This window comes from Olsenella absiana (assembly GCF_036408855.1).
Classification (GTDB): Bacteria; Actinomycetota; Coriobacteriia; order Coriobacteriales; family Atopobiaceae; genus Olsenella_K; species Olsenella_K absiana.
In genome coordinates this window covers 1-16585 of the sequence record NZ_JAZGJQ010000015.1, presented here as the reverse complement: position 1 = coordinate 16585, position 16585 = coordinate 1, and the positions used below count along the sequence as shown (strand labels likewise).

At 69.1% G+C, this 16585-nt stretch carries 16 protein-coding genes and 1 pseudogene; 4 read left to right on the top strand and 13 right to left on the bottom strand.

Features of this window, described 5'->3' with window-relative positions; translation table 11 throughout:
- Positions 1-99 precede the first annotated feature (99 nt).
- The 4 genes from hypF to VXJ25_RS09395 form a co-directional block, all read right to left on the bottom strand.
- Positions 100-2739: a carbamoyltransferase HypF gene (hypF, locus tag VXJ25_RS09410; RefSeq protein ID WP_330958960.1), complete on the bottom strand. Its 2640-nt coding sequence runs from the start codon at positions 2737-2739 to the stop codon at positions 100-102.
- Positions 2730-5375: a nitrogenase component 1 gene (locus tag VXJ25_RS09405; protein ID WP_330958959.1), complete on the bottom strand. Its 2646-nt coding sequence runs from the start codon at positions 5373-5375 to the stop codon at positions 2730-2732. Before VXJ25_RS09405 ends, hypF begins: the two co-directional genes overlap by 10 nt.
- Complete coding sequence (locus VXJ25_RS09400; RefSeq protein ID WP_330958958.1) at positions 5372-6175, bottom strand: nitrogenase iron protein NifH; 804 nt, start codon at positions 6173-6175, stop codon at positions 5372-5374. The genes VXJ25_RS09405 and VXJ25_RS09400 overlap by 4 nt, the downstream gene beginning before the upstream one ends.
- A 692-nt stretch (positions 6176-6867) precedes the next feature.
- Positions 6868-7380 (bottom strand): YaiI/YqxD family protein, encoded by a 513-nt coding sequence (locus VXJ25_RS09395; RefSeq protein ID WP_330958957.1) that lies wholly within the window; start codon positions 7378-7380, stop codon positions 6868-6870.
- Between the two features lie 298 nt (positions 7381-7678).
- On the opposite strand from VXJ25_RS09395, the gene VXJ25_RS09390 reads away from it, so the two are divergent.
- Together VXJ25_RS09390 and VXJ25_RS09385 are read left to right on the top strand one after the other, a co-directional pair.
- A complete protein-coding gene (locus VXJ25_RS09390; RefSeq protein WP_330958956.1) occupies positions 7679-8881 on the top strand; it encodes a cytochrome c biogenesis protein/redoxin in 1203 nt (400 codons plus the stop codon).
- Between the two features lie 149 nt (positions 8882-9030).
- Positions 9031-10140, top strand: coding sequence for a transglutaminase-like domain-containing protein (locus tag VXJ25_RS09385; protein ID WP_330958955.1), 1110 nt, complete (start codon positions 9031-9033; stop codon positions 10138-10140).
- Between the two features lie 675 nt (positions 10141-10815).
- Here VXJ25_RS09385 and VXJ25_RS09380 read toward each other — a convergent pair.
- The 5 genes from VXJ25_RS09380 to VXJ25_RS09360 form a co-directional block, all read right to left on the bottom strand.
- Positions 10816-11685 carry a hypothetical protein gene (locus VXJ25_RS09380; protein WP_330958954.1) on the bottom strand — a complete coding sequence of 290 codons (870 nt, stop codon included), beginning with the start codon at positions 11683-11685 and terminating at the stop codon, positions 10816-10818.
- Positions 11686-11878: 193 nt separating this feature from the next.
- Positions 11879-12127, bottom strand: a complete 249-nt coding sequence (locus tag VXJ25_RS09375; RefSeq protein WP_330958953.1) for a hypothetical protein — start codon at positions 12125-12127, stop codon at positions 11879-11881.
- 117 nt (positions 12128-12244) lie between these two features.
- On the bottom strand, positions 12245-12403 hold the full coding sequence (locus VXJ25_RS09370; protein ID WP_330958952.1) for a hypothetical protein: 159 nt from the start codon (positions 12401-12403) through the stop codon (positions 12245-12247).
- Positions 12400-12675, bottom strand: coding sequence for a hypothetical protein (locus tag VXJ25_RS09365; RefSeq protein WP_330958951.1), 276 nt, complete (start codon positions 12673-12675; stop codon positions 12400-12402). Before VXJ25_RS09365 ends, VXJ25_RS09370 begins: the two co-directional genes overlap by 4 nt.
- A 182-nt stretch (positions 12676-12857) precedes the next feature.
- On the bottom strand, positions 12858-13109 hold the full coding sequence (locus VXJ25_RS09360; RefSeq protein WP_330958950.1) for a Lar family restriction alleviation protein: 252 nt from the start codon (positions 13107-13109) through the stop codon (positions 12858-12860).
- Between the two features lie 282 nt (positions 13110-13391).
- On the opposite strand from VXJ25_RS09360, the gene VXJ25_RS09355 reads away from it, so the two are divergent.
- Together VXJ25_RS09355 and rpmD are read left to right on the top strand one after the other, a co-directional pair.
- The gene (locus tag VXJ25_RS09355; protein WP_330958949.1) at positions 13392-13676 is read left to right on the top strand and encodes a hypothetical protein; all 285 of its coding nucleotides are present in this window, start codon (positions 13392-13394) and stop codon (positions 13674-13676) included.
- Positions 13677-14062: 386 nt separating this feature from the next.
- Positions 14063-14242: pseudogene (gene rpmD, locus VXJ25_RS09350) on the top strand (50S ribosomal protein L30); the annotation flags it as partial.
- 224 nt (positions 14243-14466) lie between these two features.
- On the opposite strand, the gene VXJ25_RS09345 reads toward rpmD, so the two are convergent.
- The 4 genes from VXJ25_RS09345 to VXJ25_RS09330 all read right to left on the bottom strand — a co-directional run bounded on the left by VXJ25_RS09345 (position 14467) and on the right by VXJ25_RS09330 (position 16260).
- Positions 14467-14856, bottom strand: a complete 390-nt coding sequence (locus tag VXJ25_RS09345) for a hypothetical protein (RefSeq protein WP_330958948.1) — start codon at positions 14854-14856, stop codon at positions 14467-14469.
- A gap of 287 nt (positions 14857-15143) precedes the next feature.
- The gene (locus VXJ25_RS09340) at positions 15144-15335 is read right to left on the bottom strand and encodes a hypothetical protein (protein WP_330958947.1); all 192 of its coding nucleotides are present in this window, start codon (positions 15333-15335) and stop codon (positions 15144-15146) included.
- Positions 15332-15460, bottom strand: a complete 129-nt coding sequence (locus tag VXJ25_RS09335) for a hypothetical protein (RefSeq protein ID WP_330958946.1) — start codon at positions 15458-15460, stop codon at positions 15332-15334. The genes VXJ25_RS09340 and VXJ25_RS09335 overlap by 4 nt, the downstream gene beginning before the upstream one ends.
- Positions 15461-16011: 551 nt before the next feature.
- On the bottom strand, positions 16012-16260 hold the full coding sequence (locus VXJ25_RS09330; protein WP_330958945.1) for a Lar family restriction alleviation protein: 249 nt from the start codon (positions 16258-16260) through the stop codon (positions 16012-16014).
- Between the last annotated feature and the right edge of the window lie 325 nt (positions 16261-16585).

Genomic DNA, 16585 nt, shown 5'->3' with positions numbered 1-16585 from the left:
TCTCTCTCCTCCAAGTCCTCTCCCGGCGCCGCGCCGGCTCGCGCCCGCGTGGCGCCTGCATTACCCCTGTCTGTGGTACTGGTGGCGCCCCGGCGGCGCCTACGTGCCCCGTACCTCGGCCTCGACCGCAGCCGCGCCGGCCTTCCCCGCCTCCACCGCAGCTGCGGCGAGCGACCTGCCTAGCGGGCCCCGGTAGCGGCCGACCTCGTCGCCCGCGGCCTCGTCGCGCAGGCGCTGGGCGGCCACGACCGCCTGTCCCAGCGCGATCCCGCCGTCGTTGGGTGGGATCAGCCCATGGACGAGGACCGCAAGCCCGCGATCCTCGAGCAGGCGCTTGGTCAGCGCGAGGAGGAGCGTGTTCTGGAAGCAGCCGCCCGAGAGCGCGACGGTCCCGATGCCCGTCTCGTCGGCGAGCCGGCGGCAGGCCTCGGCCACCATGAGGGCGAGCTCGTGGTGGAAGCCGAGGGCGAGCCGGCCTGGGTCCTCCCCGGCGAGGCGCGCCTCGGCCAGGCGGGAGCAGAGCGCGTTGGTCGCGAGCACGACCTGGCCGCCCTCCTCGCGCAGCCGGCCTCCGGCGGGGGCGAGCCCCCGGGCGGCCTCCGCCGCGACCTCCTCCAGGGGGCGGCCCGCGGAGCTCCCGGCGCCCGTGGCGCCCGCAGCGTCCGCCGCGCTCCCGGCTCCCTCGGGCCCGGCGGCCTCGAGGCGGGCGCCGGCGGCCTCCGCGTGGCGCTCGGCGGCGAACTGCAGCGCGCAGGACGCCTCGCCCTCGAAGGTCGAGCTCGTCCGCACGCCCAGGATGGCGCTCGCCGCGTCGAAGAGTCGCCCGGCGCTCGTGGAGCCGACCGCGTTCATGCGGCGGGCGACCATGGCGGCCTGGGCGCGGGCGTGGGCCTCGTCGGCGAGGCCGAGGCCGACCGCGAGGGCGACCACGTCCGGCTCGGCGGAGGCGCCGCGCGCCGCAGGCGCGGACGTTCCCTGCGGGCCCGCGTCCTTCTCTGCCCCGGCGCCGCCTGCCGCCGCCGCGAGCACACCGACGGCGCAGCGCCAGCCCTCGCGGGAGGCCGCGTCGCCGCCGGCCTGGACGAAGGGGTCGACGTGGCCGGCGCGGACGAAGCCGTGGTAGTCGCAGAGCAGCAGCTCTCCGCCCCAGACGGTGCCGTCGGTGCCGAAGCCCGTGCCGTCGAAGGAGACGCCGACCACCGGGTCCGCGTGGTCGTTCTCGGCCATGCAGGAGACGACGTGCGCGTAGTGGTGCTGTACGCCCACGAGGGGGACGCCGGCCTCGCGCGCGAGCCGCTCGCCCACGGCGCGCGAGTTGTAGCGGGGATGGAGGTCTACGGCCACGACCTCGGGCTCGACCTCGAGCAGGTCCTCCATGCGACGGACGCCCTCCTCGAGCGCGCGGACGCCGCGCAGGTCGGAGAGGTCGCCCACGTAGGCGGACGGGTAGAGGAGGTCGCCTGCGCCCACGCAGAAGCAGTTCTTGAGCTCGCCGCCCACGGCGACAACGCCCGCGCCGCGGCCGCCCGCCGGCCCCGCGAGGGCGGAGACCACCTGCGGCAAGGGGGCGTAGCCGCGCGAGCGGCGCACCATGTAGGGCTCGCCCGCGAAGAAGTCGCACACCGAGTCGTCGGCGCGCGTCAGGATCTGCCGGTCGTGGGAGAGCACGAGGTCCGCGAGGCCCGCCAGGTCGCGGCGCACGTCCTCGTCGGAGCGGCAGATGGGGGCGCCGGAGACGTTCGCGCTGGTCATCACGAGGACGTCGGGCACGCGGACGCCGTCCGGGTAGGAGAAGAGCAGCAGCTGCAGCGGCGCGTAGGGGAGCATGAGGCCCACCTTGGGGTTGTCCGGCGCGACCGAGGGCGCGAGCGTCGAGCCCGCGGCCCGGCGCGCGAGGACGATGGGCTTCTGGTGGCCGCACAGGACCTCGAGCCGGGCGGCGTCGAGCGCGCACTCGCGCGCGGCCACGGCCTCGTCCGCGGCCATGACGGCGAAGGGCTTGGCCGGGCGGCGCTTGCGCCGGCGCAGGCGCAAGACGGCCTCCTCCGACGTCGCGTCGCAGCACAGGTGGAAGCCGCCGATGCCCTTCACCGCGACGATGCCGCCCGAGGCGATGCAGCGGCGGGCCTCCGTGATGGCGGCGGAGCCGCGCTCGGGCCGGTCGAGCAGGTAGACCTCGGGCCCGCACTCGTTGCAGCAGATGGGCTGCGCGTCGTAGCGCCTCGACGCGGGGTCCGAGTACTCGCGCGCGCAGTCGTCGCACATGGGGAAGGCGCCCATGGAGGTGCGCTCGCGGTCGTAGGGCAGGGAGCGCAGGATTGTGAGGCGCGGCCCGCAGCAGGTGCAGTTGATGAAGGGGTGCAGGTAGCGGCGGTCGGCGGGGTCGAAGAGCTCGCGCTTGCAGTCGTCGCAGACCGCGATGTCCGGCGAGACGAAGATCGCCCCCTCGGTGCGCTCGCTCTCCTTGATCGAGAAGCCCGCGAAGCTCGGAGCCTCCGCGGCCGGCACGTCTGTGACCTCGACCTTCACGACGTCGGCGCGGCGCGGCGGGCGCTCGCGCACGAGCCGGCAGAACTCGTCGACCCGCCCGGGCTCGCCCTGGGCGAAGATCTCGACGTAGGGGCCCTTGTTGCACACGCTGCCCGCGACGCCGGCGGCGTGCGCGTGCCGGTCGACCGTGGGGCGCATGCCCACGCCCTGGACTATGCCGTAGCAGCGCAGGCGGCGCGTCACTCGCATGGCCCGACCTCCCCGAAGCTCGCGAGGTGGCCGGAGAGCGCGAAGTGCGTCTCGTCAAAGAACGCGCCGGAGAAGCCGGGCACGAGCGGGCGCAGCACCGCGTCCGCGAGGATCACGTCCGGGGCGAGCTCGCCTACGGCCTGGGCGAAGTCCGCCTCGTCGCGCAGGGCGACATCGCCCGCGCGGCGGCACTCCTCGGGCAGCTTGAAGAAGGTGGCGCACGTGACCTCGGCGGCGCCGCGGGCGAGAAGGACGCGGCGGATCGCGTCGGCCGCCACCTGCTGGTGCACCACCAGGACGCGCGCGCCCTCCCAGGAGCGCTCGGGGACGAGATCGCGCGCGAGCGGGTAGCCGACGTCGTAGGGGACGCCGAAGCGCCGCTCGAGCCAGCGCGCGGCCGCGAGGCCGGAGGGGGAGACCACGAGGCTGCGCTCCGCCGCGCCCGCGCGCCGCACGTCGTCCAGGGTGGCGTCCATGCCGAGAAGGGCCACCTCACGCCAGCCCTCCGCCTCGAGCGCGCGCCTGAGCGGCGCGGCGTCCGTGCAGGAGAGGTCCATCGGGGTGGCGCCGAGCACGTTGAGCCGGCCGCGCTCGCGGGCGGGGCGCGCGCCCGCGGCGGGGGTCGCGGCGGGGGCCGCGGTGGCCGCGACGGCGGGGGTCGCGGCGGCCCCGAGCTGCGCGTCCTTCTCGCCCGCGCCCTCGGCGAAGGCGGAGAGCAGAGCGAGGTAGGCCTTCTCCGCGCCGGAGTCGTACAGGCGCATGCCGTCGGTGTCCACGCAGACGGTGGGCAGGCCGCAGGCGCGCTCGGCCATGCGGCGCAGCGCGTTGAGGTCGGTGCCGATCACGGAGGGCACCGGCGTGGAAACGAGGGCGACGAAGGAGGCGTCGACCTTGCGCGTGGCGTCGGCGAGCTTGCGCACGAGCAGGTCGTCGCGGCCGAGGATGGCGTCCATGTCGCGCAGGCCGGCCGAGAAGACCGCGTCCGTGCGGCCGAGCCAACGCGGCTCGTCGAAGCCGCAGATGTTGCCGACGCAGCCGCCCGCGTCGACAACGACGCTCATGCCGCCGAGCCCGTAGAGCACGGAGATCGCGCCGGACTGGTCGGGGGCGAAGGGCGTGAGGTAGCGGCTGAGGCCGCGGACGCGCTGCGCGGGAGCGAGGCAGCTGCCAGACGCGGGCGCGGGCACGGCGCGGGGGCCTCGCGGGGCCGTGGCGGGTGCTGCGGCGCCGTCCTTCTCCGCCGACGCGCGGCCGCCGCCGAGCGTGACGGACGCGGCCGTGTGGGTCTCCTCGCCCGCGAGCAGGCGGGAGAGCGAGGAGAAGAGCCCCTCCAGCGCCTCGTAGCCGAAGGGCTGCCGGTCGGTGTTCCACGGCAGGTTGGGGCAGCCGGGGTGGTAGTAGCCGGCGTCGCGGCCGATGGTCAGCGTGACGCCGGAGCCTGCGGGCGAATAGTCCACCATGGTGGGCTCGAGGTTGGAGAAGAAGCGCGTCTCCGGCGAGGCCTTGGCGAGGGCACGCAGGTAGACGTAGCTCTCGGGCGTGACGGTGCAGAACACCTCGGCGACCCGGAGGCCGTAGCCGACGAGCGCGAGCGAGAGCTCGAAGGGGTCGGCGTTGCAGCACTCGCCCACGGCCAGGACCTCGCCCGCGTGGGCCTGGCAGAAGGCGCGCACCTGGCTGGCGGCGCGCTCGCGGGGCCCCGCCTGGTCGAAGCTCGTCCCGAGCGCGACCGCGAGGGCGTCGTACTGGCGCTCGATTCGGCCGATGCCGTAGAAGCGGCGCAGCTCGATCCAGGGGGTGCCGAGCCGCTCCTGCAGGTCCTGCGCGGCGGGGCCCGCCTCGGGGTCGAGCACCAGGTTGAAGTTGGCCTCAGCCATGCGCAGGAACTCGTCGTAGCTCTCGGCGGAGGAGACCTCGCGGACGTGGCGCAGCCCGGCGTCGCGCAGGAAGGCGCGCAGCTCGCTCGCCTCATCGACGGGCGCGAAGTGGCCCAGCAGGTTGCAGGCACGCGGGTCACGGCGGCGCGGCTCGAGCAGCGAATAGATGGACTGGCGCACGTTGACCATCGGGGGCTTGCGGCCCTCGCGGGTGAGCGCGTACATGTAGCAGGGGCGCACGCGCACGCCGGCGGCCTCCTCGGCCTTGCGGCAGACGCGGTCCATGTCCGTGCCGAGAAGGGCGTCGACGCAGGTGATGCATACCATAACCACCGAGGGGCGCTCGGGCAGGCCCTCCACGACGGCGCGGACCGCCTCCGGGATGCGCTTGAGGTGGCGGGCCGTGATGAGGTCCGTCTCGCTCATCTGCAGGTAGAAGAAGCGGTGCTCGTAGCCGGGCAGTTCGGAGACGCAGCTCGTGTTGCGGCCGCAGCAGCCGGGGGAGACCACGAGCATGACCGAGCCGGGGATGGCGAGGCCGGCGCGCTTGACGCCGAAGCCCTCGGCGCCGGGCGAGTTGAAGGCGAGCGCCGCGGGCGAGCTGTAGATGAGGTGCGTGTTGGACACCAGCTCGGCGGGGATGTCGTCTGCGCCGCGTGCGACGAGCTCGGCCGCGGTGTAGGAGACGGGCGTCCGGCCCGGGGCGGGGTGCTGCACGCGGGCGGCCGGTCCCGGGCAGACGGGGCGCTGCGGGCTCATCGGGCGCGCTCCGCGGTCGCGGCGCCGGCGGCGGCCTTGCCGGGCGCGTCGCCGGGCTCGAGCAGGCGGGCGGCGAGGTCCAGGAACACGCGGGAGATGGCAAGCTCCGGGTCCTTCTCGACCACGGTCATGCCCTCGTCCTCGCAGCGGTTGATGTCGTCCGAGCGCGGGACGTCGGCCACGATCGGCGCGCCGGCGGCATGCGAGAAGGCCTGGACCTTCGCGAGCTCGTCCGGCACGTTGCGCCGGTTGAGGACTATGCCCGCGACCTTGGCGTAGCCGCGGTCCTCGAAGTTGGACACCGCGGTCGCGATGTTGTTGGCGGCGTAGAGGGCCATCTTTTCGCCGCTCGTGACGATGAGGACCTGCTCCGCGTAGCCCTCGCGGATGGGGGCTGCGAAGCCGCCGCACACGACGTCGCCCAGGACGTCGTAGAGGACAACGTCGGGCTGGTAGGTCTCGAAGAGGCACAGCTCCTCCAGCAGGTCGAAGGTCGCGATGATGCCGCGCCCGGCGCAGCCCAGGCCCGGCGTGGGGCCGCCGGTCTCGATGCACAGGACGCCGCCGAAGCCGACCTCGGAGACGTCGGAGATGTCCTCGGGGTCCTCGTCCTCGCTGCGCAGGTAGTCCATCACGGGGCGGACGGGCGTGCCGCCCAGCAGGTTGATGGTCGAGTCGGCCTTGGGGTCGCAGCCGATCTGGATCACGCGCTTGCCCATGTGGGCGAACGCCGCCGAGAGGTTGCTCGTGACGGTCGACTTGCCGATGCCCCCCTTGCCGTAGATCGCGATCTTCAGCATGCGCTCTGCCTCTCCTATCGTGCGGGGCCCCGCCCTTGCGGGCGCAGGCCCCTTGTCGAACCTGCCTTGGGCGCCGGGCGCCTGGCCGGGGCCAGGAGCGGGCGCGTGTCGACGGACCTCGGTCGGAAGCGCCGGCGCGGGCGCGTCTCCGCTCGGGTGGCGACGCCGCGTGGGACGACGCGCGGCGCGCGATCGACGGCCGGGCGAACCCGCGGGCGGACCCGCGGGCGACGTGCGGGCGGACCCGCGCGCCGGACCGCCCGGGCGTTTATTGTGCGTGCCGAGAAGCACATTCAGGCCCTCTGAGGTGGGTCAACGATTTTGTAATCTATGGTTATTTCTAAAGCATTGCAAGCGTTTCTCCACGGCCGGGGCACTCCTCCGTCCCGGCGGCTAAGGGCGGGCATCGGCCGTAAGATTTCGGGGAGGAGGCGGCACGAAGGCTCGTCGGGACCGCGGGCGACGGCGGCGGGCGGTGGTGTCCGCAGAATAACGGCGGCAGGGGAGCGACGGAAGCTGCCGCGTACGCTGGGAGTTACGCACGGCTGCGTTCTTCGCGATCCGCCAACTGGGCTTTTATCGCGTGGAGTCTCAGCCGTGCGTAGTTTTCCGTCCGGTGCGACCCCGGGCGCCCGCCGGCCCCGGGCGCCAATCGGCCCCGGGCGCCCGCCGGCCCCGGGCACCCACGCTGCTCAGCGGCCTGTTGACTCGCGCGCCTCCCTCAGCAGCTGCCTGAGGTTCCGCGAGAAGCGCCTCCTGTCCTCGCTCGTGAAGGCGGCCGGTCCCTTGGTCCTGCCGCCAGCCCGGCGCACCCTCTTCTCCTCGTGTCTGATGAACATCATCGAGTCGATGGTGAGCGGGTTGTACACGTGCCCGCGCACGCCGATGGCGCGTGCGCCCCTGCCGAGCACGATGTCTGCGAGGCCGATGTCCTGCGTGACCACCACGTCGTCCGGGTTGACGGCGGCCGCGATCTCGAAGTCCGCGGAGTCGGCGCCCACGCCGACCTGGACGGTGCTTACCCAGAAGCCGCCGTCGGGACGCGCGGGGTCGCGCGGCTCGCGCGGGTCGGAAGCGCGGAGGTGGCGCTCCAGGTTCTGCGTCGTGTTGCCAGCGATGACGCAGGGAACGCGCAGCACCCTGGCGGCCGAAAGGGACTCGCGGATGACGGGGCAGGCGTCGGCATCGATGTAGAGTCGGGTCACGGGTCCTCCGGAGGTCGTGGTGCGTGCGCAGCCATTGTAGCCCGTCGACGTCCGGGCCGGCGCCGCGGGTGGGCCCCGCCGTGTCCCGCCGCTGTGCCCGCCGCCGCGTCCCGCCGCGCTTCTCGGGCGCCATTCATGGCGAAACTGTTTGCTAATCAAATCATCACATCATATGCAAGGAATATTTTGCTAAAGTACCGAATCCGTTCGCGTGCGGCTCGAACCCCGCGTCGCAGAAGCGTCGACCTCACGTGCGGGAGCCCCGGGCCCCTGCGCCACCAGCGAAGAAAGGTAGCTAATGGACATTCCCGTGGTGGCCTCGGCATTCGGGGCGGGCCTCCTGTCGTTCTTCTCGCCCTGCGTGCTTCCCCTGCTGCCGGTATATGCCGGCATCCTCACTACAGACGCCGGCGACGGCGCGGAGTTCTCCCTCGCGCGGCGCTGCGCCAACACCGTCGCCTTCGTGCTCGGAATCTCCTGCGTCTTCGTGACGATGGGGGCGGGGGTAGCGTCGCTCGGCTCGTTCATGAAGAGCCCCTGGGTCACGATGGCGCTCGGCGTCGTGGTCGTCTTCTTTGGCCTCCTGCTCTCGGGCGTCGTGACCGTCCCGTTCCTCCAGAAGGACTCCCGCGCCGGGGCCCTCGGCAGGATCAAGGTTAGGGGCGTCCTCAGCGCCTTCCTCCTCGGCGTCGCCTTCTCCTTCGGGTGGACGCCCTGCGTGGGCCCCATCCTGGGGAGCATCCTCGCGGTCGCAGCGGGCCAGGGGCCGGCGCTCCAGGGCGGCGCCTTGCTGCTGTGCTACTCGCTCGGGCTCTGCGTGCCCTTCGTCGCGATCACGCTCGCGTCGGGCGCCGTCTTCGAGCGGCTGCGCGGGCTGAACCGCTTCCTTCCCGTCGCCCAGCGCATCGGCGGCGTCCTTATCGCCATCATGGGCGTCTGGATGATCGCGACCCAGGTCGGCACGGTGCAGGCGCAGAGCAGGGCCGCGCAGGCGGCGAGCGAGGACGCGCAGTCCGCCGCGCTCGTCTCCGAGGCGCAGGGCGTCCATGCCGGCGACGCCGAGACCTCGGGCATCTCGACGGCCTGGAAGAACGTCTCGCTCACCGACCTCGACGGCAACGTGCACAGGCTCTCTGAGTACAAGGGCGAGCCGCTCTACTTCGAGTTCTGGGGCAGCTGGTGCAGCTCGTGCGTCGCCGACCTCGGCCAGCTCGAGGAGGTCTACCAGGAGCACGCCGAGGCCGGGGACGTCCGGGTGACCTCTGTCGTGGTCCCCGACCAGAATGGCGAGCGGAGCCCGGAGGACTTCGTCGCGTGGGCGCGCGAGAAGGACGTCAAGGTCCCCGTCCTCATGGACACGAACGGGTCGCTCTCGCGCTACATCGGCGTCAACGGGTTCCCCACCTCGGTGTTCGTGGGAAGCGACGGGCAGATAGCGAAGGTGCGGGTGGGCGCCATCGAGCGCGACGAGCTCGAGTCCCTGCTCGCCGAGCTCTCGTAGGGGGCGGGCACCCCGCGGGCGCTCGCCCGCACCCGCCCGCACTCGCCCACGCCCGCCCGCACCCGCCCGCAAGTTGTGAACGCGCCCCGCTCGCGGGGCAACGGTAGCCGAGGCCGGCATGGCCCCGGCGATAGTCGATGGGAGTCGTCATGAGGAATGTGGAGAAGAACGTAACGAGAAGGGACGCGCTGAGGCTGTTCGGCTTCGTCGGCACGTCCGCCGTCACCGTGGTCGCCCTCGCGGGCTGCGGGACCACCGGCTCCGGCAGCCAGGCCGCCCCCGCGGCCGGCCAGCAGCAGGCCGCGCCTGCGTCTGCGGTCGAGACCACCGCGGGCGTCGTCACCACGAAGGTCGACCTCACGCAGTACGAGGCCGGGAAGCCCGTGCGCCTGTGGCTCAACGTCCCGCAGGACTACGAGTACCAGAAGATCACCGACGTGAGCTTTGACGCGCCCGGCGCCGAGGTCGCGCAGGTCAACACCGACGACAACGGCAACCAGATGCTGTACGTGGAGTGGGGCGCCGACGCCGATCCCGCGACGAGGACCTGCACCCTCGCTTTCCACGCCTCGCGCGAGGAGTGCGTGCGCCCGGACCTCAAGGAGTCCGGCGACGTCCCCGACGACATCAAGCCCTACCTCGAGGGCTCGACGCTCGTTCCCGTGAACCAGCAGGTCGTCGACGCCGCCAAGCAGATCGTGGGCGACAAGACCACGGTCCTCGATAAGGCCAGGGCTATCTACGACTGGATCGTCGCCAATATGAACCGCGACGAGAACGTGAAGGGCTGCGGCCAGGGCGACGTCTGCGCACTGCTCTCCACGCGCTCCGGCAAGTGCACCGACATCAACTCCGTGTTCGTCGGCCTGTGCCGCGCGGTTGACGTCCCCGCTCGCGAGCTCTTCGGCGTCCGCATGAACGGCGATGACGTGACCGGTGGCCAGCACTGCTGGGCCGAGTTCTACCTGCCCGGTACGGGCTGGGTCTCCGCGGACCCCGCGGACGTCCTCAAGGCCGTCCTCAAGAACAACTGGACCAAGGACCAGCAGGAGACCAAGGACAAGGCCGAGTACTACTGGGGAGGCCTGGACTCGCAGCGCGTCCAGCTCTCCTTCGGCCGCGAGGTCACGCTCAGCCCGGCGCAGGACGGCCCCGCGCTCAACTACTTCGGCTACCCCTACGCCGAGGTGGACGGCGACGCCCTCGACTACTACGACCCGAAGAGCTTCGTCTACACCATGTCCTTCTCCAAGGACTAGACGCGCCAGTCCGGGCTCCGGCCGCGCCGCCACCGGCCGCCGCCACCGGCAGCTGCCACCGGCCGCCGCCACCGGCTACCCTGGCCGAGCCATCGCGTCGAGGGGTGGGACAAGGACGTCCAAACGGGCGAGCCGCTGAGAGCCCCTCTAAGCCGTCCTTGTCCGCCCCATGACATTCTAGGCCGTGCCGGCGCGCCACACCGGCACGGCCCTTTCGTGAGCAAATCGCTTTTTCCCGACAATTCCTCGAGATTCTGTCGAGAAAACGCGATTTGCTCCTCCCTCAAATCGCGTTTAGCGGACAAAATCGGCGGCTTTTGTCGAGAAAAAGCGATTTGTGGCTCTTAGTTACAACGTTGATGCGCTGCGGGCCTAGGGGAAGCCTGGGGTGCGCGCCGCTGGGCCGTCCGCAGAACCGCTCTCAGCGGGTCGATCGCCTGTGCTGGACCGCCGCATCCGCCTATGGCTCGCTCCCCGCGTGTCCTGCTCGCCTCGACGCGCTGGATTCTCCCCTGATGAGGATTGCCCTTTGCGTCCCGCGTTCGGCAGCGGGGTCCAGGCCCGGACGGCCGTTGCCGGCACGCTTCTCCGGCCCGCGCCTCGTTCGGGTTCGGTCGAAGGATGTGACAAGGACGTCCTGCCGTCAGCTCTCAGCTGCCCCCGGCCGGTCGTCGGCTACGGCCGCTCGGGAGCCTGCGCGGCTGCGCCCAGCTTCAGGACCTCCACGGTCGGGGTGTACACGCGCCAGCAGAAGTGCTCATCGCCCGGCACGCCGTCTCCTCCGGTGCAGTCGTTGTCGAGAACGAGGAACGCGAGCAGCTGGCCCTCGTCTAGCGTGAGCAGGGCGTCGAAGACGAGACTCTGGTCGTAGTCGTGGCTGAGGGTGTAGGGGAGCATCGTCTCGCCCTTGAAGAAGGCGAAGCCCTGGTCGCGCACCTCGAGGCCGTCCTGGTCGTCGCCGTGCGTCAGGCCGTAGTCCAGGGGCATGACGGTCAGCAGGTCGCCCACCTCTACGGTGAGCGCCTCCAGCTCGTGCTCTACGTCCCTGTCCTCGAACCCGCTCTCCCAAGTCGACTGAGACCAGAGCTGGGCGATCCCCACTTTGCGCACGCCTGGGGCGTCGTCAGCGAAGTCGGACGGCGCGACCTTGTCCACGAACGCCTTGAAGCCGCGCAGGTTAATCGCCTCGTCCAGGCTCTTGGCCTGCGCGTACTCGTCGGATCCGTAGTCCAGCACCGTGAAGCGGGGGCCTTCGTAGTCGTGTGGCTTCGGCAGGCCGAACTCGTCGAGCTCCTGCCATCCGGCGTTCCCGTCCGGCGTGTCGACCCCGAGGGCCGCAAGGCCTCCCTTCGGAAGCACGTCCTCCGCCTCCGCGAGCATGAGGGCGACCTCCTTGCCCCTTACCTCGAAGGCGCTTCCCAGCCTCCCAGACCTGAGGTAGCGCTCGCACTCCTCGGCGAGCAGGGTGTTGGCATGGATGTCTATGGCATGTACGTAGGTTGTCCCACCTTGTGGACAGCTCGTCTCCTGGGACCTGTTCTCCAAGTGCTATGCGCCGCGTTCATGGGGTGCGCCCAGGACTTCTACCGGAGCCTCGGCGTCGAGGTCGGGCGCGTGATGACCGACAACGGGCCGTGATGCCGCTCTCGGCTGTTCAACGAGTGGCTCGCGGGTCTCTGACGTTAGCGCCCCATCGCGTCTAGGGTCTTGAGTACGGCCTTCGACACGCGAAATCGCGCTAGTCGGTGTCCTTGCGGTCGCAGTACCTACCCCGCTCGCCGCCGTTCCAGGCGTCGATCGCCTCCCACGGGTGCCTGAACCGGTCCGACTCCACGCTTGCCGAGCAGCTCGCGTACCTGACGCCGTAGCGCGTAATCCTGCCATCGACGCGCCTCTCGATAAGGAAGACGTTCCTCCCGCCGCAGAACGGGCACTCCCTCGCGACGTCGTGGAGCGTCGTCGTCTTGCATACCTCATTGTTCGCCATAGCAAGTCCAATCCGAAATCGCGTTTCCTATGCTCCCTGCAGGAGCCCCCTCCGCGTGGTCCGGGAATGCGCGGCCCTCCCGTCGTGTTGAAGGGCGGAACGAAAACGCCCCACCATTCAGCTGTCGAGCAGGCCGTCGCGGCCCAGGCGCGCGAGCTCGGACCTAAGCACGGACTCGTCCCGGACGGCAGACCAGAGGTCCCCGTACTTGGAGGGCCGGCCGCCTCTGGCGGCAGTCGCGAGCACGGCTCGCATGGCGTCGTAGTCTCGCATCATGTAGCAACTCCGTAGGGGACTGTATCGCTGACGAACCTTGCATCCCCGAACTCTTCTCGTAGAGCCTCCTCGGCAGTAGAGCGCGCCTTTGGGCCGTCTGGGGCATCGTCGAGTCGGTAGAATGCCGCCACAAGCGCGGAGACCGCACGATCGGCAACCTCGACGGGAACGTCAGTCTTCTCGTAAAGGCTTAACTTGGCGTGGAGGGCATCGATGCGGTACCACTTCCCCTTGTATGGCACCTCGAACACGATTGTCCCGTGATAGAGCATCAGCGCACTTCACGCAATCTAAGTAGCTGGGCTATGGCAAACGAGAATAGCCTCGGGTCCCTGCCCTCCAGCGATACTGGGTCGCAATAGAGATACTGGATACCGACGGGAGACACCTCAAACGTATTATTCCCCGGATAGCATTTGTTGAAGGGCGGAACGAAAACGTCCCACCATTCAGCCTAGTCGGCGTCCCTGCGGTCGCAGTACCTGCCCCGCTCGCCGCCGTTCCAGGCGTCGATCGCCTCCCACGGGGTCGTAAACGTGCCTGGCTCGATGCCGGCCATGCAGTCTGCACAGATCACGCCGTAGCGCTTGCCAACTCCGGCGAAGTCCCTCTCGACGAGGCATATCGTGGTCCCGCCGCAGAACGGGCACTCCCTCGCGACGTCGTGGGTCCTGGTGAGCCTGTACTCGTCCCTGTGCGTTTCCATGCCTGTTCCAATCCGAAATCGCGTTTCCCATGCTCCCTGCAGAAGCCCTCTCCGCGTGGTCCGGAAATGCGCGGCCCTCCCGTCGTGACTGAAATCCTAGTCGAAGTATGCTGAATGGCGGAACGAAACGTCCCACCATTCAACCGCGCAGGATCTGGCAGACAGGCTCGGCGTAAGGGTTTCGGCTCCTAACTACGCTCTCTTCGTTAACTCGGACGGCAGCATGTCGGTTGGCGCGTTTGGTGACGGGGGCTTCGTAGAGTTCTCCCCAAGGAGGAAGCAATGACCATTTTCCCCATCACGGAAAACTACCATCGTGGGGCGGTTCCAAGGCTTGGCGTGCGCAGGGATGACAAGAACAGGCTTCTTGACGCAATGCGCGGGCAGAAGCCCATCGCCATGGCCGCTGGGTATCTGACTGACTACGCGACAGGGGAAACGACCAACATCACGGACGCAATGTATGAGAAAAACGGCGCAAGGTGGACCGAGGAGATGACGTACAACCTCGAGCACAACGACATGGAGGTATCAGACGAGTTCGCCGACGCGCTCTTAGGAAGCTGAATGGCGGAACGAAAACGCCCCATCATTCAACTGCGAACGCCAAGAGCGCGTCTACGAACGTTCTCATAGGAAACTCCTCTCTCTGCTAGGATGGGAGGGGCGGGGGCCGAGGCCCCCCAGCCCGTGCTCGCTGCCGCATGTGCTTTGGTCGGTGACTGCGGTCGAGCCTGTTCTCAATCGCCCTTTCCGTGAAGTGGACTATGAGTCCAGCTATCACGTCGAGGGCGATTTTCTTTACGTCTTCCAATTGGATCACCTCCCGCTGAATGGCGGAACGAAAACGTCTCACCATTCAACTGAAGGAGCTCTCCAGCCCCGAGGAGACCGCCGAGCGCCGAGGCATGACCGTGGGCCAGATGTTCGGCAGCAAGAAGGAGGACTAATCCATGGCAGAAGAGAAGACGCTCACCGTCAAGCTGGTGCGCAGCGCTGTCACCCAGGTCAAGAGGGACCAGACCAGGACCTGCTTCGCCGTGGGTCTCCGCAAGATCGGCGACACTTCGGCGCTGCCCGACAATCCGAGCGTTCGTGGAATGATCTTCAAGGTCAAGAACCTTGTCGAGGTCACGGCTGAATGGCGGAACGAAAACGTCCCACCATTCAACAAAACGTCCCTCCATTCAGCAGCTTCGGCCTCGACACCCCCGAGTCCGGCGTCCTCGGCCGAGTCGCCCTCGGCAACCGCCTGACCAGGCTCATCACGATCTTCACAGTCCTTTTTGCCCTGCTCATCGCCAACCTCACCTACATTGTTGAAGGGCGGAACGAAAACGTCCCACCATTCAGCCGGTCACCGCCAGTCCGCCAGAAGGAGGCTGCGCTCCCGCTCAACCTCGGCAGGCACGCCGTCGAGCCACGAGCCCGGCAGCCCCTCGGCCGCGGACCACATGCGACGGAACGCAGGGTCGTCGGCAAGGGCGTCGGCGATTGCCGCGACCTGTTCCTGGTCGTAGTTGGAGACGAGGGCCCTCACCCCGCGGTCGCGGACGGTGGGGTAGCGACGGAACGTCGACACCGCGGCCTGCCGCTCGCCCTCGGACAGGAAGCCCTCCGCATCGAGCGTCTCGGCGAGGTAGCCTGCGGCCACGAGCTGGGACGCGATGACCTCCGAGACGGTGCCGGGGACGGCAGTGGCGAAATACCCGTCACGGGGCGTGGCGACGTCAAGCACGTTGATCATGGGGCACCTCCGCTAGGTTGGTGACAGCTTTGCAGGCAGTCTAGCAAACTCCCGCACGATGGCCGACGGGTCGTCGTGGGGGAGGAACACGGCGGCCATGACGAAGAGGGCGAATACGATGACGAGGAGCGCGACCGACAGCCTGGACGCACGTCATTGCGGTCGGATAAGGACGTGGGCCATCTGCCCGGATGGCGCTCGAGGAGCGCCAGCACCGCCTCCGTGCCATAGGGGACGGCCCCGAGAACGCAGATGGCCCGCATCACAAAAACCGCCTTCGAAAGAACCTATGCCTCGATGCCGTGCATGACCAGGACGATGTCCTCGAAGACGTCGTTCTGGTAGTCGGACCACTTGCTGGTGGCCTCCTGGGCCTTCGGCGCATACTCCTGGCATGCGCCGTGATAGGCCGCGGCTGCGTCGTTGTACGACGCGCCGTCTTCGACCTTGAAACCGTCGCCGACCTCCTTGGCGGTCACGTCATAGGTCTTGCCGTTCCAGGTGTAGGACGGTTCCAGGTGTAGGACGCGACCTTGGTGCTGTCGTAGTTGTCCTTCGTCACGGAGACGGTGCCGACGTCCTTGCCGTGCACGTGGTTCTGCATCAGGGCGTAGGTGGTTGAAGGGCGGAGCGAAAACGCCCCCACCATTCAGCTTGCAAGTGCAAGTGCAAGTGGTAACTAGCGACTACATAATTCCACACAAACGATACCTAGCGCTAGGGACCGTGCTATGATGTAGACGACGTTTACGCAGGTAGATTGGGTCATGCATGAAGCCTAGTGACGCAGTACGTAGGATGGTAGACCGGTCTGGCCTGTCAGGCTACGAGGTATCCCGCAAGGCGGGTCGCGCGCCAGCATATGTGTCGGTGATGCTATCGAGGGGGGTTGACCCGTCGACTCGCGTCCTGGTAGACCTCGCGGCGGCGTGCGGTTATACGCTCCAGCTTGTGGGGCACGGGGAGACCCTGATCCTGGACGGCACTGTCAGGCGCGGGGGCCAGGTCTCAGCCCAGGGCGGCGACGGAGACGTCGCGCCCGGTCCCAGGCGCGAGGGATAGCGTCCCGCGTGCGCGAGTTGAAGGGCGGAACGAAAACGTCCCACCATTCAGCCCAACCCTGCAGAACGCGCCCAGTCGACACGCGAAATCGCGCTAGTCGGCGTCCTTGCGGTCGCAGTACCTGCCCCGTTTGCCGCCGTTCCAGGCGTCGATCGCCTCCCACGGGTGCCTGAACCGCCCCGACTCCACGCTCGCCGAGCAGCTCGCGCACCTGACGCCGTAGCGCGTCGCCCTGCCCTCGGCCCTGGTCTCCGCAAGATAGACCTTCCTCCCGCCGCAGAACGGGCACTCCCTCGCGACGTCGTGGAGCGCCGTCGCCTTGCATACCTCGCCGTTCGCCATAGCAAGCCCAATCCGAAATCGCGTTTCCCATGCTCCCTGCAGGAGCCCTCTCCGCGTGGTCCGGGAATGCGCGGCCTTCCCGTCGTGCCTGAAATCCTAGTCGAAGTAGGCTGAATGGCGGAACGAAAACGTCCCACCATTCAACGATTCAAGTAACCCTACATCTCTAGCGCGAGGATTATCTCGCATGTTCTGCTCTGTCGGTAGTGTCGGGGATGTTGGTGTAACGGCCTCATTGCTCTGAGGGGCGGACGCCGTCCTGGACCTGAGATCAGTTGCCTATCCTATGCCGCCTCCAGCTCGTCGGCAAGCTCCAAGCTCGCCT